Source organism: Brevundimonas sp. LF-1 (genome assembly GCF_037055305.1).
Taxonomy (GTDB): Bacteria; Pseudomonadota; Alphaproteobacteria; order Caulobacterales; family Caulobacteraceae; genus Brevundimonas; species Brevundimonas sanguinis.
On record NZ_CP146349.1, the window covers coordinates 1,869,670 to 1,889,338 of the forward strand.

Annotated in this window: 26 protein-coding genes and 4 pseudogenes; 28 read left to right on the top strand and 2 right to left on the bottom strand. The window is 64.8% G+C overall.

Annotated features, from left to right (window positions below):
• Positions 1–132 precede the first annotated feature (132 nt).
• Together fusA and tuf are read left to right on the top strand one after the other, a co-directional pair.
• Positions 133–2,209 (top strand): annotated as a pseudogene (gene fusA, locus V8F63_RS10335) (elongation factor G).
• Between the two features lie 111 nt (positions 2,210–2,320).
• Complete coding sequence (tuf, locus tag V8F63_RS10340; RefSeq protein ID WP_064108282.1) at positions 2,321–3,511, top strand: elongation factor Tu; 1,191 nt, start codon at positions 2,321–2,323, stop codon at positions 3,509–3,511.
• A 109-nt stretch (positions 3,512–3,620) separates the two neighbouring features.
• Here tuf and V8F63_RS10345 read toward each other — a convergent pair whose 3' ends face one another.
• Positions 3,621–3,785: a hypothetical protein gene (locus V8F63_RS10345; protein ID WP_167349647.1), complete on the bottom strand. Its 165-nt coding sequence runs from the start codon at positions 3,783–3,785 to the stop codon at positions 3,621–3,623.
• Between the two features lie 148 nt (positions 3,786–3,933).
• On the opposite strand from V8F63_RS10345, the gene V8F63_RS10350 reads away from it, so the two are divergent.
• From V8F63_RS10350 to V8F63_RS10365, 4 genes are all read left to right on the top strand, one after another.
• A complete protein-coding gene (locus V8F63_RS10350; RefSeq protein WP_392353089.1) occupies positions 3,934–4,497 on the top strand; it encodes a hypothetical protein in 564 nt (187 codons plus the stop codon).
• A 2-nt stretch (positions 4,498–4,499) separates the two neighbouring features.
• Positions 4,500–5,105, top strand: a complete 606-nt coding sequence (locus V8F63_RS10355) for a GNAT family N-acetyltransferase (RefSeq protein WP_392355074.1) — start codon at positions 4,500–4,502, stop codon at positions 5,103–5,105.
• Positions 5,106–5,113: 8 nt separating this feature from the next.
• Positions 5,114–6,034: a cupin-like domain-containing protein gene (locus V8F63_RS10360; protein ID WP_392353090.1), complete on the top strand. Its 921-nt coding sequence runs from the start codon at positions 5,114–5,116 to the stop codon at positions 6,032–6,034.
• 499 nt (positions 6,035–6,533) lie between these two features.
• Positions 6,534–7,010, top strand: coding sequence for a DUF2807 domain-containing protein (locus tag V8F63_RS10365; protein WP_392353091.1), 477 nt, complete (start codon positions 6,534–6,536; stop codon positions 7,008–7,010).
• Positions 7,011–7,167: 157 nt separating this feature from the next.
• Here the strand turns inward: V8F63_RS10365 and V8F63_RS10370 are convergent, their stop codons facing one another.
• On the bottom strand, positions 7,168–7,926 hold the full coding sequence (locus V8F63_RS10370; RefSeq protein ID WP_134580346.1) for an outer membrane protein: 759 nt from the start codon (positions 7,924–7,926) through the stop codon (positions 7,168–7,170).
• Between the two features lie 582 nt (positions 7,927–8,508).
• Between V8F63_RS10370 and rpsJ the strand changes: the two genes are divergently transcribed.
• From rpsJ to secY, 22 genes and pseudogenes are all read left to right on the top strand, one after another.
• Entirely contained in the window at positions 8,509–8,814 is a 306-nt protein-coding gene (gene rpsJ, locus V8F63_RS10375; protein ID WP_003164367.1) for a 30S ribosomal protein S10, read from the top strand.
• A 23-nt stretch (positions 8,815–8,837) separates the two neighbouring features.
• Positions 8,838–9,584 carry a 50S ribosomal protein L3 gene (gene rplC / locus V8F63_RS10380; protein ID WP_025978157.1) on the top strand — a complete coding sequence of 249 codons (747 nt, stop codon included), beginning with the start codon at positions 8,838–8,840 and terminating at the stop codon, positions 9,582–9,584.
• The gene (gene rplD, locus V8F63_RS10385; RefSeq protein WP_025978156.1) at positions 9,584–10,222 is read left to right on the top strand and encodes a 50S ribosomal protein L4; all 639 of its coding nucleotides are present in this window, start codon (positions 9,584–9,586) and stop codon (positions 10,220–10,222) included. Before rplC ends, rplD begins: the two co-directional genes overlap by 1 nt.
• Entirely contained in the window at positions 10,222–10,527 is a 306-nt protein-coding gene (locus tag V8F63_RS10390; RefSeq protein ID WP_003170030.1) for a 50S ribosomal protein L23, read from the top strand. Before rplD ends, V8F63_RS10390 begins: the two co-directional genes overlap by 1 nt.
• A gap of 4 nt (positions 10,528–10,531) precedes the next feature.
• The gene (gene rplB, locus V8F63_RS10395; RefSeq protein WP_025978155.1) at positions 10,532–11,368 is read left to right on the top strand and encodes a 50S ribosomal protein L2; all 837 of its coding nucleotides are present in this window, start codon (positions 10,532–10,534) and stop codon (positions 11,366–11,368) included.
• 2 nt (positions 11,369–11,370) lie between these two features.
• On the top strand, positions 11,371–11,649 hold the full coding sequence (gene rpsS / locus V8F63_RS10400; RefSeq protein ID WP_003164372.1) for a 30S ribosomal protein S19: 279 nt from the start codon (positions 11,371–11,373) through the stop codon (positions 11,647–11,649).
• The gene (rplV, locus tag V8F63_RS10405; protein WP_392355075.1) at positions 11,649–12,032 is read left to right on the top strand and encodes a 50S ribosomal protein L22; all 384 of its coding nucleotides are present in this window, start codon (positions 11,649–11,651) and stop codon (positions 12,030–12,032) included. The genes rpsS and rplV overlap by 1 nt, the downstream gene beginning before the upstream one ends.
• Positions 12,032–12,775: a 30S ribosomal protein S3 gene (rpsC, locus tag V8F63_RS10410; protein WP_025978154.1), complete on the top strand. Its 744-nt coding sequence runs from the start codon at positions 12,032–12,034 to the stop codon at positions 12,773–12,775. Before rplV ends, rpsC begins: the two co-directional genes overlap by 1 nt.
• Before the next feature lie 6 nt (positions 12,776–12,781).
• Positions 12,782–13,219: a 50S ribosomal protein L16 gene (gene rplP / locus V8F63_RS10415; protein WP_003164375.1), complete on the top strand. Its 438-nt coding sequence runs from the start codon at positions 12,782–12,784 to the stop codon at positions 13,217–13,219.
• Entirely contained in the window at positions 13,219–13,416 is a 198-nt protein-coding gene (rpmC, locus tag V8F63_RS10420) for a 50S ribosomal protein L29 (protein WP_003164376.1), read from the top strand. The genes rplP and rpmC overlap by 1 nt, the downstream gene beginning before the upstream one ends.
• A gap of 10 nt (positions 13,417–13,426) precedes the next feature.
• On the top strand, positions 13,427–13,669 hold the full coding sequence (gene rpsQ, locus V8F63_RS10425) for a 30S ribosomal protein S17 (RefSeq protein ID WP_003164377.1): 243 nt from the start codon (positions 13,427–13,429) through the stop codon (positions 13,667–13,669).
• A gap of 18 nt (positions 13,670–13,687) precedes the next feature.
• Positions 13,688–14,056 (top strand): 50S ribosomal protein L14, encoded by a 369-nt coding sequence (gene rplN, locus V8F63_RS10430; RefSeq protein ID WP_003164378.1) that lies wholly within the window; start codon positions 13,688–13,690, stop codon positions 14,054–14,056.
• Positions 14,057–14,058: 2 nt separating this feature from the next.
• Entirely contained in the window at positions 14,059–14,367 is a 309-nt protein-coding gene (gene rplX, locus V8F63_RS10435; RefSeq protein WP_025978153.1) for a 50S ribosomal protein L24, read from the top strand.
• Positions 14,367–14,924, top strand: coding sequence for a 50S ribosomal protein L5 (rplE, locus tag V8F63_RS10440; RefSeq protein WP_025978152.1), 558 nt, complete (start codon positions 14,367–14,369; stop codon positions 14,922–14,924). Before rplX ends, rplE begins: the two co-directional genes overlap by 1 nt.
• Before the next feature lie 19 nt (positions 14,925–14,943).
• Positions 14,944–15,248 (top strand): annotated as a pseudogene (gene rpsN / locus V8F63_RS10445) (30S ribosomal protein S14).
• Between the two features lie 15 nt (positions 15,249–15,263).
• Positions 15,264–15,662: a 30S ribosomal protein S8 gene (gene rpsH, locus V8F63_RS10450; protein WP_025978151.1), complete on the top strand. Its 399-nt coding sequence runs from the start codon at positions 15,264–15,266 to the stop codon at positions 15,660–15,662.
• Between the two features lies 1 nt (position 15,663).
• Positions 15,664–16,194 carry a 50S ribosomal protein L6 gene (gene rplF, locus V8F63_RS10455; RefSeq protein ID WP_392353092.1) on the top strand — a complete coding sequence of 177 codons (531 nt, stop codon included), beginning with the start codon at positions 15,664–15,666 and terminating at the stop codon, positions 16,192–16,194.
• Positions 16,195–16,197: 3 nt separating this feature from the next.
• Entirely contained in the window at positions 16,198–16,554 is a 357-nt protein-coding gene (gene rplR, locus V8F63_RS10460; protein WP_025978150.1) for a 50S ribosomal protein L18, read from the top strand.
• A 13-nt stretch (positions 16,555–16,567) separates the two neighbouring features.
• The gene (rpsE, locus tag V8F63_RS10465; protein ID WP_024353167.1) at positions 16,568–17,167 is read left to right on the top strand and encodes a 30S ribosomal protein S5; all 600 of its coding nucleotides are present in this window, start codon (positions 16,568–16,570) and stop codon (positions 17,165–17,167) included.
• A 3-nt stretch (positions 17,168–17,170) separates the two neighbouring features.
• Positions 17,171–17,363, top strand: a pseudogene (rpmD, locus tag V8F63_RS10470) (50S ribosomal protein L30).
• A gap of 161 nt (positions 17,364–17,524) precedes the next feature.
• Positions 17,525–17,965 (top strand): annotated as a pseudogene (rplO, locus tag V8F63_RS10475) (50S ribosomal protein L15); the annotation flags it as partial.
• A 312-nt stretch (positions 17,966–18,277) separates the two neighbouring features.
• A complete protein-coding gene (secY, locus tag V8F63_RS10480; protein ID WP_025978147.1) occupies positions 18,278–19,654 on the top strand; it encodes a preprotein translocase subunit SecY in 1,377 nt (458 codons plus the stop codon).
• Positions 19,655–19,669: the final 15 nt, after the last annotated feature.

The following is a 19,669-nucleotide window of genomic DNA, read 5'->3' on the forward strand; positions in this document are numbered from 1 at the left end:
CTCTTCTTCGGATAATGGGGCGGTCGCCAATCAGACGATCCGGCGCGGGCGTTCAGACTGAACCGCCCGCGCCGTCATATCCGACATCCCAGGGCGCTCGCGCGTCCGCGAAGCTCCCGGAAGGCAAATCCAATGCCCCGCACACATAAAATCGAAGACTACCGCAACTTCGGCATCATGGCCCACATCGACGCGGGCAAGACGACGACGACCGAGCGGATCCTGTTCTACACCGGCAAGAACCACAAAATGGGCGAGACGCACGATGGCGCGTCCACCATGGACTGGATGGACCAGGAGCAGGAACGCGGCATCACCATCACGTCGGCCGCGACGACCGCCTTCTGGAAAGAGAAGCGCCTCAACATCATCGACACCCCCGGCCACGTGGACTTCACCATTGAAGTCGAGCGTTCGCTGCGCGTGCTCGATGGCGCCGTGACCGTTCTGGACGGCAACGCCGGTGTCGAGCCGCAGACGGAAACCGTCTGGCGCCAGGCCGACAAGTACAAGGTTCCGCGCATCGTCTTCGTCAACAAGATGGACAAGATCGGCGCCGACTTCGAGAAGTCGGTCGAGTCGATCCGCGACCGTCTGGGCGCCAAGGCTGTGCCGATCCAACTGCCGATCGGTTCGGAATCGAACCTGAAGGGCGTGATCGACCTGGTCGAGATGAAGGCCCTGGTCTGGGAAACCGACCAAGTCGGCGCCTCGGCCGATGTGCGCGACATCCCGGCTGACCTGGCCGACGCCGCCGCCGAAGCCCGCCAGTACCTGGTCGACAACGCCGTCGAGATCGACGACGAGGCCATGGAGGCCTACCTGGGCGGCGAAGAGCCGTCGGTGGAAGTGCTGAAGCGCTGCATCCGCAAGGCCGTCATCTCGGGCCTTCTATCCGATCCTGTGCGGCTCGGCCTTCAAGAACAAGGGCGTGCAGCCCCTGCTGGACGCCGTCGTCGACTACCTGCCGTCGCCGGTGGACATCCCCGCTATCCCGGGCATCGACTTCAAGACCGAAGAGCCGACCTCGCGTCAGGCTTCGGACGATGAAGCCCTGTCGGTCCTGGCGTTCAAGATCATGGACGACCCCTTCGTCGGCTCGATCACCTTCTGCCGCATCTACTCGGGCAAGATGGAAACCGGTCAGTCGCTGCTGAACTCGTCGCGCGACAAGCGTGAGCGCGTCGGCCGCATGCTGCTGATGCACTCGAACAACCGTGAAGACATCAAGGAAGCCTACGCCGGCGACATCGTCGCCCTGGCCGGCCTGAAGGAAACCCGCACCGGCGACACCCTGTGTGATCCGCTGAAGTCGCCGGTCATCCTCGAGAAGATGGAATTCCCGGCGCCGGTGATCGAGATCGCCGTCGAGCCCAAGACCAAGGCCGACCAAGAGAAGCTGGGCGTCGCCCTGGCCAAGCTGGCTTCGGAAGATCCGTCCTTCACCGTCTCGACCGACCACGAGTCGGGCCAGACGATCCTGAAGGGCATGGGCGAGCTGCACCTGGACATCAAGATCGACATCCTGAAGCGCACCTACAAGGTCGAAGCGACCATCGGCGCGCCGCAGGTGGCCTATCGCGAATCCATCAGCCGCAAGGCCGAGATCGACTACACCCACAAGAAGCAGACCGGCGGTACGGGCCAGTTCGCCCGCGTCAAGCTGGTGTTCGAGCCGGGCGAGCCGGGTTCGGACTTCGTCTTCGAGTCGGCCATCGTCGGCGGCGCCGTGCCCAAGGAATACATCCCGGGCGTGGAAAAGGGCCTGAAGTCGGCCAAGGACAACGGCCTGCTGGCCGGCTTCCCGGTCATCGACGTCAAGGCGACCCTGATCGACGGCGCCTTCCACGACGTCGACTCCTCGGTGCTGGCGTTTGAAATCGCCTCGCGGGCCGCGTTCCGCGAACTGAAGGAGAAGGGCGGACCGAAGCTGCTCGAGCCGATCATGGCCGTCGAGGTCGTGACCCCGGAAGAGTACCTGGGCTCGATCATCGGCGACCTGAACGGCCGTCGCGGCATGATCCAGGGTCAGGACATGCGCGGCAACGCCGTCGTCGTGAACGCCTTCGTGCCGCTGGCCAACATGTTCGGCTATGTGAACACGCTGCGCGGCATGTCGCAGGGCCGCGCCCAGTTCACCATGCAGTACGACCACTATGAAGCGGTGCCGCAACACGTCGCCGACGAAGTGATCAAGAAGTACGCCTAAATCCGTCTTTCCGACGGACGCACTTGAAAACGGGGCGGTTTGAGCACAAATCGCCCCACCTATCCCCAAACCCATTTGGACCCCCGCTTTGGGGATTCCAGGAGCTAGAGAATGGCCAAGGAAAAGTTCGAACGCACTAAGCCGCACGTGAACATCGGCACGATCGGCCACGTTGACCACGGCAAGACGACGCTGACGGCGGCGATCTCGATGACGCTGGCGAAGGCCGGCGGCAGCAAGGCGATGAACTACGCCGACATCGACAACGCGCCGGAAGAAAAAGCGCGCGGCATCACGATCAACACGTCGCACGTGGAATATGAGACGGCCAACCGTCACTACGCGCACGTGGACTGCCCGGGCCACGCCGACTACGTGAAGAACATGATCACGGGCGCCGCCCAGATGGACGGCGCGATCCTGGTGTGCTCGGCCGCTGACGGCCCGATGCCGCAGACCCGCGAGCACATCCTGCTGTCGCGTCAGGTCGGCGTTCCGGCCCTGGTGGTGTTCCTGAACAAGGTCGACATGGTCGACGACGAGGAGCTGCTGGAGCTGGTCGAAATGGAAGTGCGCGAGCTGCTCAGCTCGTACCAGTTCCCGGGCGACGACATCCCGGTGATCAAGGGCTCGGCCCTGGCCGCTGTCGAAGACCGCGACCCGCAGATCGGCGAAGAGCGCATCCTGGAGCTGATGGCGGCGGTCGACGCCTACATCCCGCAACCGGAACGCCCGATCGACATGCCGTTCCTGATGCCGGTCGAAGACGTGTTCTCGATCTCGGGCCGCGGCACCGTGGTGACGGGTCGCGTCGAGCGCGGCATCGTCAAGGTCGGTGAAGAAGTCGAAATCGTCGGCATCCGTCCGGTCCAGAAGACGACCTGCACGGGCGTCGAAATGTTCCGCAAGCTGCTGGACCAGGGTCAAGCCGGCGACAACGTGGGCGTGCTGCTGCGCGGCACCAAGCGTGAAGACGTCGAGCGCGGCCAGGTGCTGTGCAAGCCGGGTTCGATCACCCCGCACACCAAGTTCGTGGCTGAGGCCTACATCCTGAACAAGGAAGAAGGCGGCCGTCACACGCCGTTCTTCACGAACTACCGTCCGCAGTTCTACTTCCGCACGACCGACGTGACCGGCATCGTGCGCCTGAAGGAAGGCGTGGAAATGATCATGCCGGGCGACAACGCCGAGCTGGACGTCGAGCTGATCACGCCGATCGCGATGGAAGAGAAGCTGCGCTTCGCCATCCGTGAAGGCGGCCGCACCGTCGGCGCCGGCGTCGTGGCCAAGATCGTCGAGTAATATCGACGTCAGAATGAGCGGGGGCCTTGGCCCTCGCTGGTTCGCCAGTAACGAGTAAGCGTAAGCGTAACAGAGCGGCCCCCGGAGCGATCCGGGGGCCGTTTTGCATTCAGTGGTTCGGTTCGCCGGTCGCAGGGTCGGTTTCGGTGCGGCCGGAGTTGCTGCTGCCTTCGGCGCCTTTCGGTTCGGTCGCGGGGCGCGGCGGATGACCGGCCTTGTCGGGGCGCTGGTTCTCGTTCTCGGTGTCGCGGCTCTTGGGGCGGGGCGTTGTCATGGGGACCTCCTGCCCAAGACAATGCCGGGGGCGACAAGAGGCTCCGTTTCTGCGCCAACGCGGCTGCGCGCTAACCCCGCCTCAAGAGCTTGGCCTTATCAGGCCGGGATGGAACGGGACTTGCTGTGATCGTTCCGAAGGGAGCGTCATGTCGGAAACACTGTCAGTCGAAATCCGCAGCCTGGCCGAGCTGACGGCCGAGGACGGCGCGCAGTGGAATGACTGGGCGCGCGCGGATCCGGACCTGAGCAGCCCCTATTTCCGCTGGGAGTTCGCACGCACGGCGGGGGCGATCTGTCCCGGCTCGGCCGTGGCTGTCTTCAAACGGGACGGCCGCGTCGTAGGCTATTATCCGTATCAACGCCGGGGCGGGACGATCCAGCCGCTGGCGGCGCCGATGAACGACTATCACGGGGTCATCGGTCCCAAGGATCAGAAGCCCTCGATGCAGGAAGCGGCGCGCCTGCTGGGCGCACCGCGCTTCGCCGCCGCCGCCTGGATCGGCGACGCGCCGGAACAGATGCCCCGTAATAACAGTGTCGTCTCGATCGTGCCGGACGAAGGCGGCTTCGACGCCTGGTACGCGCGGCGCAGGAAGGCCTTTCCGAAATACTTCAAGGACAAGGAGCGTTCGCGGCGGGGCTGGACGGCGCCTTCAAGACGGTCGAGATCGAGATCTGCCTGCACGATCACGCCCTGCTGGAGCGGCTGATCATCGAAAAGAGCGAACAGTATCGCCGCACCGGTCTGCATGACATTTTCGCCTGCGGCTGGACCGGCCAGGTCCTGCATGCCCTGATGGACTGCGAGGGCGAAGACGGTTTCGGCGCCTCGATGGCGGTGCTGCGCGTCGATGGCCGGGTGGTGGCGATGGAATACTCCATGCACGCGGGGCGTCATTTCCACCTGTGGTTCCCGGTCTATAACCAGGAAGTCGCGCGCTGGTCGCCGGGCATAGTGCTGACGCAGGAGACGATCCGGCTGGGGTCCGAACGGGGCTACCGAGTCTTCGACTACGGCGTCGGCGTAGGCGGCTACTACAAGAAATACTACGATGACGGGGGCCTGGTGACCGTCGAAGGCGTCGTGGCCCGGCCCGGCGTGTCCAGGGCCCTGTGCGCCACGATGAGCGCCGCGGTCGGCCTGGCGGGCCGTGACCGGGCGCAGCGTCTGCGCACCAGTACGCGGCGCCGCTGGGCCGTGATCGAGGCGTGTGAAACGAGTTTGACGGGCCGAGCTTCGGGGCGTTGCGCGCCGCCGTCGACATGGTGCGGAAATAGCGGGTGGCCGGACAGGCCCGTAGAGGAGGAAACGGAATGACGGCTTCCATGACGCGTTATGCGGGTCCGATCAGCCAGGCGGCAGTCCATGCGCATGCCCTGGTCGCCAACGGCTTCGCTGAGGATCAGGCCCTGGCCGAGGTGCTGGACCGGTATCCTGCGGATCTGTTCGACATCAACCTGTACGACTACGACGACGAAGGGCAGGTCAGCCTGAGGACGGGCGCGCGCGGGCGGCTGAACGGCGCCGAACTGCTGGAGGCGATCCAGCAGGGCCGGCTATGGGTCAATATGCGCGACGTCGAGCGCGGCTGGCCCGAGTTGTGGCAGGCGACGATGGCCGAGTTCGACCGCATCATGGGCGAGGCCTATCCGGGTCTTAAGGCGGTCAGCCGCAATGGTCAGCTGATCCTGTCGTCGCCGAAGGCTCGGGTGCCCTATCACTTCGACGCGTCCGGGGTGATCCTGTTCCACATGCGCGGCCGCAAGCGGCTGTTCGTCTTCCCGGGCGATGAGGCGCATCTGCCGGAGCGCAGCATGGAGCAGGTGATCGCACGGCAGACGACCGAGGAAATCCCCTATGTCCGCGCCTTCGAACAGGACGCCCAGGCGATCGACCTGGAGCCTGGCCAAGCGCTGACCTGGCCCTTCTTCGCGCCGCATCGGGTCGAGAATCTGGACCGGTTCTGCGTCTCCCTGTCGGTCGACTTCCAGACCTGGAGTTCGCGACTGAGACGAGGGGCCCTCTACACCAACGCCGTGGTGCGCAGCCGGGGAGGGGCGCCCCGCTCGACCGACCAGATGGGAACGCCTGAACTGGCCGCGCGCTGGGCGGCGTCCGTGCTGCTGAAGAAGACCGGCGCCCTGAAGAGCCGCCTGGAGAACTTCGAGCGTGACTTCGTGCCTGAGGCGGGCGCCGTGGACGGCGCCGGGCGGCTGAACGCAGAGGCGGCGGGAGGCCAAGGTTAAAAGGGGTTCATGACCTCGATTTAAACTGACTTTGCGACGTGGGGCCCCCAGTCTCGTCTCGACACAGAGACAGGGAGAGCTCGCTGATGAAACCCGCCGCTATCGCCGCCGCCTTGGGATCCGCCCTGGCCGCATCCGCCGTTCTGGCGGCTCCGGCGCTCGCCGCTGAAGTGACCATCCGCAATGCGGTGGCGCGTGTGATCGTCATTCCGGAAGACCGCGCGGATGTCGGGGTGGAGATCACCCAGGGCGCAGCCGATCTGCCGGAACTGCGCATCGAACGTCGCGGCGATCAGGTGCGGATCGACGGCGGCCTGGGCCGCGCGCGCGGCATGGGCGGCGGGCTTATCGGATCCTGCAACAATAGCCGGGCCGACGCTCGCCAGCCTGGCGACGGCGCCACGGTCGAGGTGCGGGGCAAGGGGCGGATCCGGATGGAGGATGCCCCGATGATCGTCCTGCGCACGCCGCGCGACGTGGACGTCAACGGGGAGGGGCTGTGTTCGGCTCCATCGGGCGCGGCGCCCGCTCGGTCGACCTTGGCTCTGGCGGCTGCGGATCGTGGACGGTGGCCAATGTCGAGGGCGACGTGGACCTGTCGGTCGGCGGATCGGGCAGCATCCGTGCGGGGACCTCCCGCAATCTGGAAGCGTCGGTCGGCGGCTCCGGCTCGGTCTTTGCCGGGGCGACAGGCAGGCTGGAGGCCAATGTCGGCGGCTCAGGCAGTATTGAAGTGGCCCGGGTGGATGGGGAAACCGAAATCGCCATCGGCGGTTCGGGCGGCGTGCGGGTGCGAGCGGGACGCGCTCCGTCGCTCAAGGTGTCGATCGGCGGTTCGGGCGATGTCCGCTTCGAGGGAACGGCCGGCGATGTCTCAGCGGCCATCGCCGGGTCGGGCGATGTCCGGGTGGCCGAGGCGACCGGCCGCGTGTCGCGCTCGATCGTCGGATCAGGAGACCTGCGTATCGGCCGCTGACGCCGCGAAAGGTTTCTGAAGGAAAAGGCCCGGGAGCGTGGAACCCTCCGGGCCTTTTTCATGTCTGCAGTCGGGCATGAGCCAAACAAAAACCCCGGCGGATCGCTCCGCCGGGGTTTCGTCATTCCAGGCGGCCCTTGCGGACCGCGTAGACGTCTTAGTAGCCGAACAGGGCGGCGACGCCGTTGTGCGTGCGGCCCAGGTTGGCGCCGGCTTGGTCGCGGGCTTGCAGACCGCCGCCGAAGCTGTAGCGCATGCCGATCTTGAAGACGTTGGCGTCGACGTCCAGGTCCGAGGACTTGACGTAGTCGTAGCCGCCGAAGACCGAGTACGGCGAGTTGGCGAACTGATACTCAGCAGCCACGCCGGCCGACCAGGCGTCCACGTCGCCAGCGCCGATGAAGATGTTGTCGGCGTCGACGTTGGTGTAGGCGGCGCCGCCGCTCAGGCGCAGTTGCGGCGTGGCGTAGAAGGCGGCGTCGCCGGCCACGGTCCAGATGTCGGCGTCAGCCGCCGTGCCGTACGAGACGACGCCCGTCAGGGTGGCGCGGTCCAGGTACTTCTGGCCTTCCAGGCCGAAGGTGTTCAGCGTGGTCGCGCCCAGTTCCGAAGCGCCGTAGAAGCCGCCGAAGCGCATGTCTTCGATCTTCTTCGACAGGTGGACGGCGCCGGCCAGGGTGGTTTCGTCGCCAGCGTCCTTGACGTCGGTGTAGGCGGCTTCGGCGTTGAAGGTCACGGTCCAGTCGCCGAACACCGACGAAGCGACGGTGCCGTCGATGACGCCGCGGTTCACGTCCGTGCCGTCCACGTCGGCGTAGTTATAGGCGATGCCGGCCGAGCCGATGGCGTCTTGAGCGAAGGCGGGAGCGGCGATCAGGGTCGCGGCGGCGACCGAAGCGAGAAAGACGGTTTTCATTTTTTTGTCCTTATGTACTGCCGCCAGGAAGCTGAGCCGCCCGGCGATGGGCAAGACATAGGTCGCAGTTTGGCGCTTTGCCGTAACAAACATGTCGTGGCGCTGTCACACTGGGGGCGATGTTGCCCAAAAGTGACGCATTGAGGCATAACTGCGTCAGTATACGGCGATCATTGCGGCGGCGGCTTTCCGGGGCGTTCATATGGCCGCTTTCCGGCCGCAGTCCCTAACGATCAGCCCGCGTTATGTTGCGGCGCACCGTTTCAGGGGCCGCGCGGGCGGTGAGTCGCAAACCCTGACGGGACGGGGATTTCCACGCTTGACGGAAACGGAATCGGAGGGCATAAGCGCCCCTCTTGTTGGACCGGCTGTGCACTTTCGGGTGCAGACGCGGTTCGCAGGAACGACCTAAGTTACTGTTCTTTGCAGCTTCTTGGGAACTTACGGCCTTCGCGGGGGACTGCGTGGGCCGCTCGTTTTTGCGGATTTGCGTTTCCTGGGGACGAGTTTTCGTCTCGGGGCTTCGGTCTTTGAAATGGTTCACAGGGACGCGGCTCCGGCCGCATGGGAATAACAACCGATATGGATCAAAGCATCCGCATCAGGCTCAAGGCCTTCGATCATCGCGTCCTCGACTTTTCGACGCGCGAAATCGTCAACACCGCCAAGCGCACGGGCGCGACCGTTCGCGGTCCGATCCCGCTGCCGACCCTGATCGAAAAGTTCACCGTGAACCGCTCGCCGCACGTCGACAAGAAGTCGCGCGAGCAGTTTGAAATCCGCACGCACAAACGCGTGCTCGACATTGTCGACCCCACCCCGCAGACCGTGGACGCGCTCATGAAGCTCGACCTGTCCGCCGGCGTGGACGTCGAGATCAAGATCTAAGAAAGAAAGAGGCGGGATCCGACATGCGCACGGGCGTGATCGCCAAGAAGCTGGGGATGACCCGCGTGTTCGCCGATGACGGCGCACACGTTCCGGTCACTGTACTCCAGCTCGACGGCTGCCAAGTCGTCGGCCAACGTACCAAGGAGCGCGACGGTTACGTCGCCCTTCAGCTGGGCGCTGGCGTTAAGAAGGCCAAGAACACGGCCAAGGCTCAACGCGAAGTTTTCGCGAAGGCCGAGGTTGAGCCGAAGGCCTATGTGACCGAGTTCCGCGTGGGCGAAGACGCCCTGCTGGACGTGGGCGCCGAACTGTCGGCCGACCACTTCCTCGCGGGTCAGAAGGTCGACATCCAGGGCCATACCATTGGTAAGGGCTTTGCCGGCGCCATGAAGCGCTGGAACTTCGGCGGTCTGCGTGCTTCGCACGGCGTGTCGATTTCGCACCGCTCGCACGGTTCGACCGGCCAGCGTCAGGATCCGGGTCGCGTCTTCAAGGGTAAGAAGATGGCCGGTCACCTGGGCCAGGAAGTCGTCACCACCCAGAACCTGACCGTCGTCCGCGTGGACGCCGAGCGTGGCCTAATCATGATCAAGGGCGCTGTCCCCGGTCACGACGGCGCTTACGTCAAGGTCAGCGACGCCATCAAGAAGGCCCGCCCTGCGGACGCTCCGTTCCCGGGCGCCGTCAAGTCGGCTGCTGCTCAACCCGCTTCGACGCCGGCTGAACAAGCTCCGGCCGTGGAAGCGACCGAAGGCGGTGAAGCGTAATGAAACTCTCGGTCATCAAACTCGACGGCAAGGCTGCTGGCGACGTTGAGCTGTCGGACGCCGTCTTCGGCATCTCCGACATCCGCGGCGACCTGCTGGCCCGTTACGTCAACTGGCAGCTGGCCAAGCGCCGCGCCGGCACCCACAAGGTTCAAACCCGCAACGAGAACTCTCGTACGGGCAAGAAGATGTACAAGCAGAAGGGCACGGGCGGCGCCCGTCACGGCTCGCGTCGTGCGCCCCAGTTCGTCGGCGGTTCGCCGGCGTTCGGCCCGGTCGTTCGCGACCACGGCTTCTCGCTGCCGAAAAAGGTCCGCGCCCTGGCGCTGAAGCACGCCCTGTCGTCCAAGGTTAAGGCCGGCGACCTGGTCGTCGTCGACAGCGTTTCGGTCAAGGAGCCCAAGACGGCTTCCCTGCGCGAAACCTTCGGCAAGCTGGGCTGGACCAAGGCTCTGATCATCGCGGGTCCGGAAGTCGACGCCAACTTCGGCCTGGCCGCGCGCAACATCCCGCACATCGACGTGCTGCCGAACGCCGGCCTGAACGTCTATGACATCCTGCGGGCGGACAAACTGGTGCTGACCAAGGCCGCCGTTGAGGCGATCGAGGCCCGCTTCGCTGAGAAGGAAGCCGCATAATGGCCGCCGCTCAACCCACCGCCAAGCACTACGACACCATCCTGGCTCCGGTGATCACCGAGAAGGCCACGATCCTGTCGGAGCAGAACAAGGTCGTGTTCCGCGTCGCCGGCACGGCGACGAAGGACGAGATCGCCGCTGCGGTCGAAAGCCTGTTCAAAGTCAACGTCCTCAAGGTCAACACCCTGGTTCAAAAGGGCAAGACCAAGCGCTTCCGGGGCATCCTCGGTCGCCGCGTGGACATCAAGAAAGCGATCGTGACGCTGGCCGATGGTCAGTCGATCGACGTCACGACGGGGCTCTAAGACCATGGCTCTGAAGCATTACAATCCGACGTCGCCGGGCCGCCGCGCCCTGGTGCTGGTCGACCGCTCCGAGCTGCACAAAGGCCGCCCGGAGAAGTCGCTGACCGAGGGCCTGACCAAGTCGGGCGGCCGTGGTCAGGGCGGTCGCATCGCTGTCCGCTTCCGCGGCGGCGGCGCCAAGAAGCTGTACCGCAAGATCGACTTCAAGCGTCGCAAGTTCGACGTGGTCGGCACGGTCGAGCGTCTGGAATACGACCCGAACCGCACGGCCTTCATCGCTCTGGTGAACTACGCCGACGGCGAGAAGACCTACATCATCGCGCCTCAGCGCCTGCACGCCGGCGACACCATCGTCGCGGGTGAAAAGGTCGACGTGAAGCCGGGCAACGCCATGCCCCTGCGTTCGATGCCGGTGGGCACCATCATCCACAACGTGGAGATGAAGCCGGGCAAGGGCGCTCAGCTGGCCCGTTCGGCCGGCGCCTACGCCCAGCTGGTCGGTCGCGACCAGGGCTACGCCCAGATCCGTCTGGGCTCGGGCGAGCTGCGCATGGTTCTGGACTCGTGCCTGGCCGTGGTCGGCGCGGTGTCGAACCCCGAGCACATGAACCAGAACCTGGGCAAGGCTGGTCGCAAGCGTCACATGGGCTGGCGTCCGCACGTCCGCGGCGTCGCCATGAACCCGATCGACCACCCGCATGGTGGTGGTGAAGGCCGGACCTCTGGTGGTCGTACCCCGGTTACGCCGTGGGGCAAGGACACCAAGGGCACCCGCACCCGCAAGAACAAGGCTACGGATAAGTTCATCATCCGTACTCGCCACGTGAAGAAGGCTCGCTAAGAATGGCCCGCTCCTCCTGGAAAGGCCCGTTTGTCGACGGGTATCTGCTCAAGAAGGCCGACGCCGCTCAATCGTCGGGCCGTAAGGACGTGATCAAGACCTGGTCGCGCCGCTCCACCATCCTGCCGCAGTTCGTCGGTCTGACGTTCGGCGTCCACAACGGCCAGAAGCATGTGCCGGTGTCGGTCTCCGAAGAAATGGTCGGCATGAAGTTCGGCGAGTTCGCCCCGACCCGGAACTTCCCGGGCCACGCGGCGGACAAGAAGGCCAAGAGGAAGTAATCCATGGCCCAGACCAAGAACCCCGTCGCGTTGCTGCGACCGAGGCCCGCGCCAAGCTGGTCAACGTCCGTATCAGCCCGCAGAAGCTGAACCTGGTGGCCCAATCGATCCGCGGCCTGCCGGTGCAGAAGGCTCTCAACGAGCTGGAATTCAGCCGCAAGCGCATCGCCGGCGACGTCCGCAAGGTCCTGTACTCGGCCGTCTCGAACGCCGAGAACAACCACAACCTCGACATCGACAACCTGGTCGTCGCCGAGGCCTTCGTGGGCAAGAACCTGGTGATGAAGCGTTTCGCGAGCCGTGCTCGCGGCCGCTCGTCGCGCATCCTGAAACCGTTCAGCGAAATCACCATCGTGGTTCGCGAAGCAGGTGAGGCCGCCTGATGGGTCAGAAAATCAATCCGATCGGTCTGCGCCTCGGCGTGAACCGCACGTGGGACAGCCGCTGGTTCGCCGGCGGCGCCGACTACGCCAAACTGCTCCACCAGGACCTGAAGCTGCGCACGTGGCTGAAGGAACGCCTGTCGGCCGCCGGCGTGTCGCGTATCATCATCGAGCGTCCGCACAAGAAGTGCCGCGTGACGATCTACGCCGCCCGTCCGGGTGTCGTGATCGGCAAGAAGGGCGCTGACATCGAGAAGCTGCGCAAGGACATCGCCGCTCGCACCGAAGGCGAAGTTCACCTGAACATCGTCGAGGTCCGCAAGCCGGAAACCGACGCTCAGCTGATCGCCGAGAACATCGCTCAGCAGCTGGAGCGCCGCATCGCGTTCCGCCGCGCCATGAAGCGTTCGATGCAGTCGGCCATGCGCCTGGGCGCCAAGGGCGTCCGCATCAACGTCTCGGGCCGTCTGGGCGGCGCCGAAATCGCTCGGATGGAGTGGTACCGCGAAGGTCGCGTGCCGCTGCACACCCTGCGCGCCGACATCGACTATGGCTTCTATGAAGCCAAGACGACCTACGGCATCATTGGCGTGAAGGTCTGGGTGTTTAAGGGTGAAGTGCTCGAGCACGACCCGATGGCTCAGGACAAGCGCTGGGCCCAGGAAGCCTCGGGTCCGTCGTCCAACGAAGGCCGTGGCGGCCCCCGCGGTGATCGCGGTCCTCGCCGTGGTCGTGAGGGCTGATAGGCCATGTTGCAACCGAAAAAGACCAAGTACCGCAAGGCCTTCAAGGGCCGCATCCACGGCTCGTCCAAGGGTGGTTTCTCGCTGAACTTCGGCTCCTACGGTCTGAAGGCCGTCGAGCCGGAGCGCATCACGGCGCGTCAGATCGAAGCGGCTCGCCGCGCGATCACCCGTCAGATGAAGCGTCAGGGCCGCGTCTGGATCCGTATCTTCCCCGACGTGCCGGTCTCCGGCAAGCCGGCCGAAGTGCGGATGGGTAAGGGCAAGGGCGCGGTGGACCATTGGGCCGCTCGCGTGGCCCCGGGCCGCATCATGTTCGAAATCGACGGCGTGCCGGACGACGTGGCTCGTGAAGCGCTGCGCCTCGGCGCCGCCAAGCTGCCGATCCGCACCAAGGTGGTCACCCGCCTGGACGCCGGCATCGTTACGGAGCAAGCCGCCTAATGACCAAGATCGCCGATCTCCGGTCGCAAACCGTCGACCAACTGTCCGACGAGCTGCTGAAGCTCAAGAAGGAACAGTTCAACCTGCGCTTCCAGGCCGCCACCGGCCAGATGGAAAAGACCCACCGGGTCTCGGAAGTGCGCAAGGACATCGCTCGCATCTCGACGCTTCTGCGCGAGAAGCGTGCGGCCTCGTAAGGAAACACCGATGCCCAAACGCATTCTTGAAGGCGTGGTCGTCTCCGACAAGGGCGACAAGACCGTCGTCGTGAAGGTCGAGCGCACCCTGCTGCACCCGCTGCTCCGCAAGACGGTTCGTAAGTCCAAGAACTACCACGCTCACGATGAGGCGAACGCTCTCAAAGTCGGCGATATCGCGCGCATTATCGAATGCGCCCCCAAGTCCAAGTTGAAGCGCTGGGAAATCATTTCCCCGTCTTCGGCTTCGTAAGAAGAAGGATCGGATCCCATGATCCAGATGCAAACTAACCTGGAGGTCGCCGATAACTCGGGCGCTCGCCGGGTCATGTGCATCAAGGTGCTCGGCGGTTCTAAGCGCCGTTACGCCTCGATCGGCGACACCATCGTCGCCTCGGTGAAGGAAGCGATTCCGCGCGGCCGCGTGAAGAAGGGCGACGTCGTTCGCGCCATCGTCGTGCGCACCGCGAAGGACATCCAACGCAAGGACGGCTCTGTCATTCGTTTCGACAAGTCGGCCGCCGTCATCGTCAACAAGCAGAACGAGCCTGTCGGCACCCGTATCTTCGGCCCGGTTCCGCGCGAGCTGCGCGCCAAGAACCACATGAAGATCATCTCGCTGGCTCCGGAGGTCCTGTAACCATGGCCGCGAAGATCAAGAAGGGCGACAACGTCGTCGTCCTCACCGGCAAGGACAAGGGCCGCACCGGCCAGGTGATCCGGGTCCTGCCGACCGAGAACCGCGTCGTCGTGCAAGGCGTCAACATGGTCCAGCGCCACACGCGCCCGACCCAGGCTGACCCGCAAGGCGGCATCAAGCACAAGGAAGCCTCGCTTCACCTGTCGAACGTCGCGATCGTCGACGGCAACGGCAAGGCGACCCGCGTGGGCTTCAAGGTCGAGGGGGACAAGAAGGTCCGCTTCGCCAAGTCGACGGGAGACGTCATCTGATGGCCGACACCAAGTACATGCCGCGTCTCAAGACCGAATATCAGGACCGCATCCGCGGCGCCCTGAAGGAAAAGTTCGGCTACACGAACGAGATGCAGATCCCCAAGCTGGACAAGATCGTCCTGAACATGGGCATCGGTGAAGCCGTCGCTGACTCCAAGAAGGCCACTGCGGCCCTCAAGGACCTGACGGCCATCGCCGGTCAGAAGGCCGTGCCGACCAAGGCTCGTAACTCCATCGCCGGCTTCAAGCTGCGCGAAGGCATGATCATCGGCGGCAAGGTCACCCTGCGTGGCGCCCAGATGTACGAGTTCCTGGACCGGTTCATCACGATCGCCCTGCCGCGCGTGAAGGACTTCCGTGGCCTGAAGGGCACCTCGTTCGACGGTCGCGGCAACTACGCCACGGGTCTGAAGGAGCACATCGTGTTCCCGGAGATCAACTACGACCAGATCGATCAGATGTGGGGCATGGACATCATCGTCTGCACCACGGCCAAGACCGATGAGGAAGCCAAGGCTCTCCTCACCGAGTTCAAGTTCCCGTTCGTGAACTGAGCGGGAAGGGAAGAGAACAATGGCTAAGAAAAGCGCCGTAAACCGCAACGAAGCCGTCAAGGCCCTGGTTGCGAAGTATGCCGCGAAGCGGACGCCCTGAAGGCTATCGCCAACGACGAGAGCCTGCCGCTTGAGGAGCGTTTCGATGCGCGCCTGAAGCTGGCGGCTCTGCCGCGCAACTCGGCTCCGAGCCGCATTCGCAACCGTTGCGAAGTGACGGGTCGTCCGCGGGCTTACTACCGCAAGCTCAAGATGAGCCGTGTGGCCCTGCGCGAGCTGGGCAACATGGGTCAGATCCCCGGCTTGACGAAGTCGAGCTGGTAAGGGGAGCGAACAGACATGATGATCAACGATCCCCTGAGCGACATGATCGCTCGCATCAAGAACGCGGCCACCCGCAAGCGTTCGACGGTGCTCACCCCGGCTTCCCGCCTGCGCCAGCGCGTCCTGGACGTGCTGCAGGACGAGGGCTACATCCGCGGCTATTCGCTGGTTCAGAACCCCGGCGAGTTCCCGCAGTTCGAGATTGAGCTGAAGTACTTCGACGGCCAGCCGGTGATCGCCGAGATCGCCCGCGTGTCGAAGCCCGGCCGTCGCGTCTATTCGGCCATCGGCGATCTGAAGCCGGTCAAGAACGGCCTCGGCATCTCGATCCTTTCGACTTCGAAGGGCGTCATGTCTGACGCCGCCGCGCGCGACGCTAACGTCGGCGGCGAAGTCCTGTGCAGGGTCTACTGATATGTCTCGTATCGGCAAGAAAACCATCGCTGTGCCGAAGGGCGTGACTGTCACGCTCAACGGCCAGGACATCACCGTGAAGGGTCCCAAGGGCGAACGCTCCTGGACCGTCGCCGAAGAGATCGAAGTCAAGCAGGAAGGCGACGAACTGTCGCTGACCCCGCGTTCGGACACGCAGCGCGCCAAGGCCATGTGGGGCCTGTCGCGCACCCTGGTCGCCAACATGGTGACCGGCGTGACCGACGGCTTCGAGAAGACCCTGGAACTGGTCGGCGTCGGTTACCGCGCCGCCCTGAAGGGCAAGGATCTCTCGCTGCAGCTCGGCTTCTCGCACGACGTCGACATCGCTCCGCCGGAAGGCGTCACCTTCGCTGTGCCGAAGCAGACCGAGATCAAGATCTCGGCCGACAAGCAGGTCGTTGGTGAAATCGCCGCCGTCATCCGCAAGATGCGTCCGCCGGAGCCGTATAAGGGCAAGGGCGTGCGCTACCAGGGCGAATTCGTCCGGCGCAAGGAAGGCAAGAAGAAGTAAGTCATGGCTCTCTCTCTTCAACAACAAGCCAAGCGCCGCGCCGAGCGCACTCGCCGTCGCCTGAAGGCTGTCGCCAACGGTCGCCTGCGTCTGTCGGTTCACCGTTCGGACAAGAACATCTCGGCCCAGATCATCGACGACGCCCAGGGCGTCACGGTGGCTGCCGCCTCGTCGCTGGAAGGCGGCAAGGGGTCCAAGGGTTCGGACGTCGCAGCCGCTGCCATGATCGGCAAGCTGATCGCCGAGCGCGCCATCGAGAAGGGCGTCACCGACGTCGTCTTCGACCGTGGCGGCTACATCTATCACGGCCGGGTCAAGGCGTTGGCGGAAGCCGCGCGCGAAGCCGGCCTGAACTTCTAAGGGAACGGCAAGCATGGCTCGTGAACCCCAACGCGGCGGCGGCGACCGCAACCGTCGCGACAACCGCAACGCTCCCGTTGATGGTCCGGATTCGGACATCGTCGAGAAGCTGGTGCACATCAACCGCGTGGCCGCGACCGTCAAAGGCGGCCGCCGGTTCTCGTTCGCGGCCCTGATGGTCGTCGGCGACGGCAAAGGCCGCGTCGGCTTCGGTCATGGCAAGGCGCGCGAAGTGCCGGAAGCCATCCGCAAGGCGACCGAAGAAGCCAAGAAGACCATGATCAAGGTTCCGCTGCGCGAGAACCGCACCCTGCACCACGACGGCAACGGCCGTTGGGGCGCCGGCAAGATCATGATGCGTGCGGCGCCTCCGGGCACCGGCGTCATCGCGGGCGGTCCGATGCGTGCAGTCCTCGAAACCCTCGGCGTCCAGGACGTCGTGGGCAAGTCGACCGGCTCGTCGAACCCGTACAACATGATCCGCGCCACCTTCGAAGCTCTGAAGGTTCAGTCGTCGCCGCGCCAGATCGCCTCCAAGCGGGGCAAGAAGGTGTCCGACCTGATGGGCCGCCGCAATGACGGCGCTTCGGCGCCGGAAGCCGTGGAGGGCTGATAGATGGCCAAGACCGAGAACAAGACTGTGACCGTCCGTCAGGTCGGCAGCCCGATCCGCCGCAAGGGCGATCAGCGCGCCACCCTGGTGGGCCTGGGTCTCAACCAGATCGGCCGTGAGTCGACCCTGGAAGACACCCTCCGTCCGTGGGATGATCGCCAAGGTCGCCCACATGGTGGAAGTGGTCGAGAAATAAGACGCTTCGCCCTCTCCCGTTCGCGGGGAGGGCGTTTCGCTTTATGAAGAAGCATCTTGCGATGCAGACGCGGGTCGCTTAATCAGCGGCCCTTCAATTTATCCAACGCCGAGTCAGGACCGCCTGGCGGACCTGGCGCTAGAACCCGAAAGGATCAGGCAATGAAACTGAACGAAATCCGCGATAACGAGGGCGCAACCAAGAAGCGCATGCGCGTCGGCCGTGGGCCGGGCTCGGGCAAGGGCAAGACCGCCGGTCGCGGCGTCAAGGGCCAGAACTCGCGTTCGGGCGGCGGCAAGGTCGGCTTTGAAGGCGGCCAGATGCCGCTGTACATGCGTATGCCCAAGCGCGGCTTCAACGTGCCGAACGCCCCCAAGCTGGCTGAAGTCAACCTGTGGCGCCTGCAAGAAGCCATCGACGGCGGCAAGCTGGACGCCAAGGCCGAGATCAACGGCGCGGCCCTGGTCGCCGCCGGCGTGATCCGTCGCGTCAAGGACGGCGTGCGCGTCCTGGGCGAAGGCGAGCTGAAGGCCAAGCTGAACCTGGTGGTCTGGTCGGCCTCGGCCGGCGCCATCAAGGCGGTGGAAGCCGCCGGCGGTTCGGTCAAGCAAGAGCGCATCGAGGCTGAAGCCAAGGCTGCCGCCCGTCTCGAGAAGCGCAACGCCGCTCGCGGCAAGGCCCCGGCGCCGAAGGCTCCGCTGGGCGACGCCAACAAGGTCTCGGCTCGCGCCAAGCGCGCCGCGGCCAAGGCCTAAAATCCGATATCGTCATCCGTCGGGGGCGCGGTTCGCTGCGCCTCCGCCGGGAACGTCCGGACAGGGATGACGATTTTCCGAAAGCGGCCCTCGCAAGAGCGCCGCTTTCCGCCTATCTGAGCACGGGCATGACTATGGTGACCGTGTGGGGAGCGCCTGATGGCTTCGGCCGCTGAACAACTTGCTGCCAATATGAACATCGGCTCGTTCGCGAAAGCGACCGAGCTGCACAAGCGCCTGCTGTTCACGCTGGGCGCGCTGCTGGTCTATCGGATCGGCACCTATGTTCCGATCCCTGGGATCAATGGCGAGGCCTTCCTGGCCTTCTTCCAGAATCCGGATGGCCAGCGCGGCATCCTGGACATGTTCAACATGTTCTCGGGCGGCGCCGTCGAGCGCATGGCCGTGTTCGCGCTGAACGTGATGCCCTACATCTCGGCGTCGATCATCGTCCAGCTGATGGGCGCGGTGTATCCGCCGTGGGAGAAGCTGAAGAAGGAAGGCGGCGAGTCGGGCCGCAAGCAACTGAACCAGTACACCCGCTATCTGACGGTGTTCCTGGCGCTGGCCCAGTCCTTCGGCATCGCGGTGGGCCTGAACGCCCAGCCCGGCCTGATCGACCAGCCCGGCCTGTTCTTCATCATCTCGACGGTCACGGTCCTGACGGGCGGCACCATGTTCCTGATGTGGCTGGGCGAGCAGGTGACGGCGCGCGGCGTCGGCAACGGCATCTCCCTGATCATCTTCGCGGGCATCGTGGCGGTTCTGCCGTCGACGGTGGCGCGGATGCTGGGCCTGGCCCAGCAGGGCCAGATGTCGGCTTTCACGCTGTTCTTCATCGCCATCATGGCGGTGGCGGTCATCGTCTTCATCGTCTTCATGGAACGCGCCCAGCGCCGCCTTCTGATCCAGTATCCGAAGCGCCAGGAAGGCAACCGCATGACCGGCGGCGAGCGCAGCTTCCTGCCGTTGAAGGTCAACACCGCAGGCGTGATCCCGGCCATCTTCGCCTCGTCGCTGCTGATGCTGCCGACGACGGTGGCTCAGTTTACGGCGAACGCGAACCTGCCTGAGTGGATGAGCTGGCTGCCCCTGGTGACGGCGCAGCTGACGCACGGCAAGCCCGTCTTCATGGTGCTGTACGCCGCCCTGATCATCTTCTTCTGCTTCTTCTACACCTCGATCACGTTCAACCCCGAGGACACGGCGGAGAACCTGCGCAAATACGGCGGCTTCCTGCCGGGGATCCGTCCGGGCAAGCGCACGGCTGAGTATCTGGACTATGTGCTGACCCGCCTGACGGTGATCGGCGCCGGCTATATCACCGCCGTCTGCCTGCTGCCGGAGTTCATGATCAGCAGCCTGGGCAACGCCGTGTATTTTGGCGGAACGTCTATCTTGATCGTGGTCTCGGTGACGATGGACACTGTCGCCCAGATCCAGTCGCACCTGCTGGCTCACCAGTATGAGGGCCTGATCAAGAAGGCCAAGTTGCGCGGTCGTGGTCGGGGCGGTTCCGCTCCTGCCCGTCGCTGATCGGGTAGGGGGCCC

Coding starts and splice junctions, on each gene's coding strand:
- rplF (WP_392353092.1), top strand. CDS start 15,664: ATGTCTCGTATCGGCAAGAAAACCATCGCTGTGCCGAAGGGCGTGACT.
- rpsJ (WP_003164367.1), top strand. CDS start 8,509: ATGGATCAAAGCATCCGCATCAGGCTCAAGGCCTTCGATCATCGCGTC.
- rpsE (WP_024353167.1), top strand. CDS start 16,568: ATGGCTCGTGAACCCCAACGCGGCGGCGGCGACCGCAACCGTCGCGAC.
- V8F63_RS10350 (WP_392353089.1), top strand. CDS start 3,934: ATGTCGGAAACACTGTCAGTCGAAATCCGCAGCCTGGCCGAGCTGACG.
- tuf (WP_064108282.1), top strand. CDS start 2,321: ATGGCCAAGGAAAAGTTCGAACGCACTAAGCCGCACGTGAACATCGGC.
- V8F63_RS10345 (WP_167349647.1), bottom strand. CDS start 3,785: ATGACAACGCCCCGCCCCAAGAGCCGCGACACCGAGAACGAGAACCAG.
- rplN (WP_003164378.1), top strand. CDS start 13,688: ATGATCCAGATGCAAACTAACCTGGAGGTCGCCGATAACTCGGGCGCT.
- rplC (WP_025978157.1), top strand. CDS start 8,838: ATGCGCACGGGCGTGATCGCCAAGAAGCTGGGGATGACCCGCGTGTTC.
- rplB (WP_025978155.1), top strand. CDS start 10,532: ATGGCTCTGAAGCATTACAATCCGACGTCGCCGGGCCGCCGCGCCCTG.
- V8F63_RS10390 (WP_003170030.1), top strand. CDS start 10,222: ATGGCCGCCGCTCAACCCACCGCCAAGCACTACGACACCATCCTGGCT.
- rplR (WP_025978150.1), top strand. CDS start 16,198: ATGGCTCTCTCTCTTCAACAACAAGCCAAGCGCCGCGCCGAGCGCACT.
- rplP (WP_003164375.1), top strand. CDS start 12,782: ATGTTGCAACCGAAAAAGACCAAGTACCGCAAGGCCTTCAAGGGCCGC.
- rplX (WP_025978153.1), top strand. CDS start 14,059: ATGGCCGCGAAGATCAAGAAGGGCGACAACGTCGTCGTCCTCACCGGC.
- secY (WP_025978147.1), top strand. CDS start 18,278: ATGGCTTCGGCCGCTGAACAACTTGCTGCCAATATGAACATCGGCTCG.
- rplE (WP_025978152.1), top strand. CDS start 14,367: ATGGCCGACACCAAGTACATGCCGCGTCTCAAGACCGAATATCAGGAC.
- rpsH (WP_025978151.1), top strand. CDS start 15,264: ATGATGATCAACGATCCCCTGAGCGACATGATCGCTCGCATCAAGAAC.
- rpmC (WP_003164376.1), top strand. CDS start 13,219: ATGACCAAGATCGCCGATCTCCGGTCGCAAACCGTCGACCAACTGTCC.
- V8F63_RS10360 (WP_392353090.1), top strand. CDS start 5,114: ATGACGCGTTATGCGGGTCCGATCAGCCAGGCGGCAGTCCATGCGCAT.
- rpsS (WP_003164372.1), top strand. CDS start 11,371: ATGGCCCGCTCCTCCTGGAAAGGCCCGTTTGTCGACGGGTATCTGCTC.
- V8F63_RS10370 (WP_134580346.1), bottom strand. CDS start 7,926: ATGAAAACCGTCTTTCTCGCTTCGGTCGCCGCCGCGACCCTGATCGCC.
- rpsQ (WP_003164377.1), top strand. CDS start 13,427: ATGCCCAAACGCATTCTTGAAGGCGTGGTCGTCTCCGACAAGGGCGAC.
- rplD (WP_025978156.1), top strand. CDS start 9,584: ATGAAACTCTCGGTCATCAAACTCGACGGCAAGGCTGCTGGCGACGTT.
- rpsC (WP_025978154.1), top strand. CDS start 12,032: ATGGGTCAGAAAATCAATCCGATCGGTCTGCGCCTCGGCGTGAACCGC.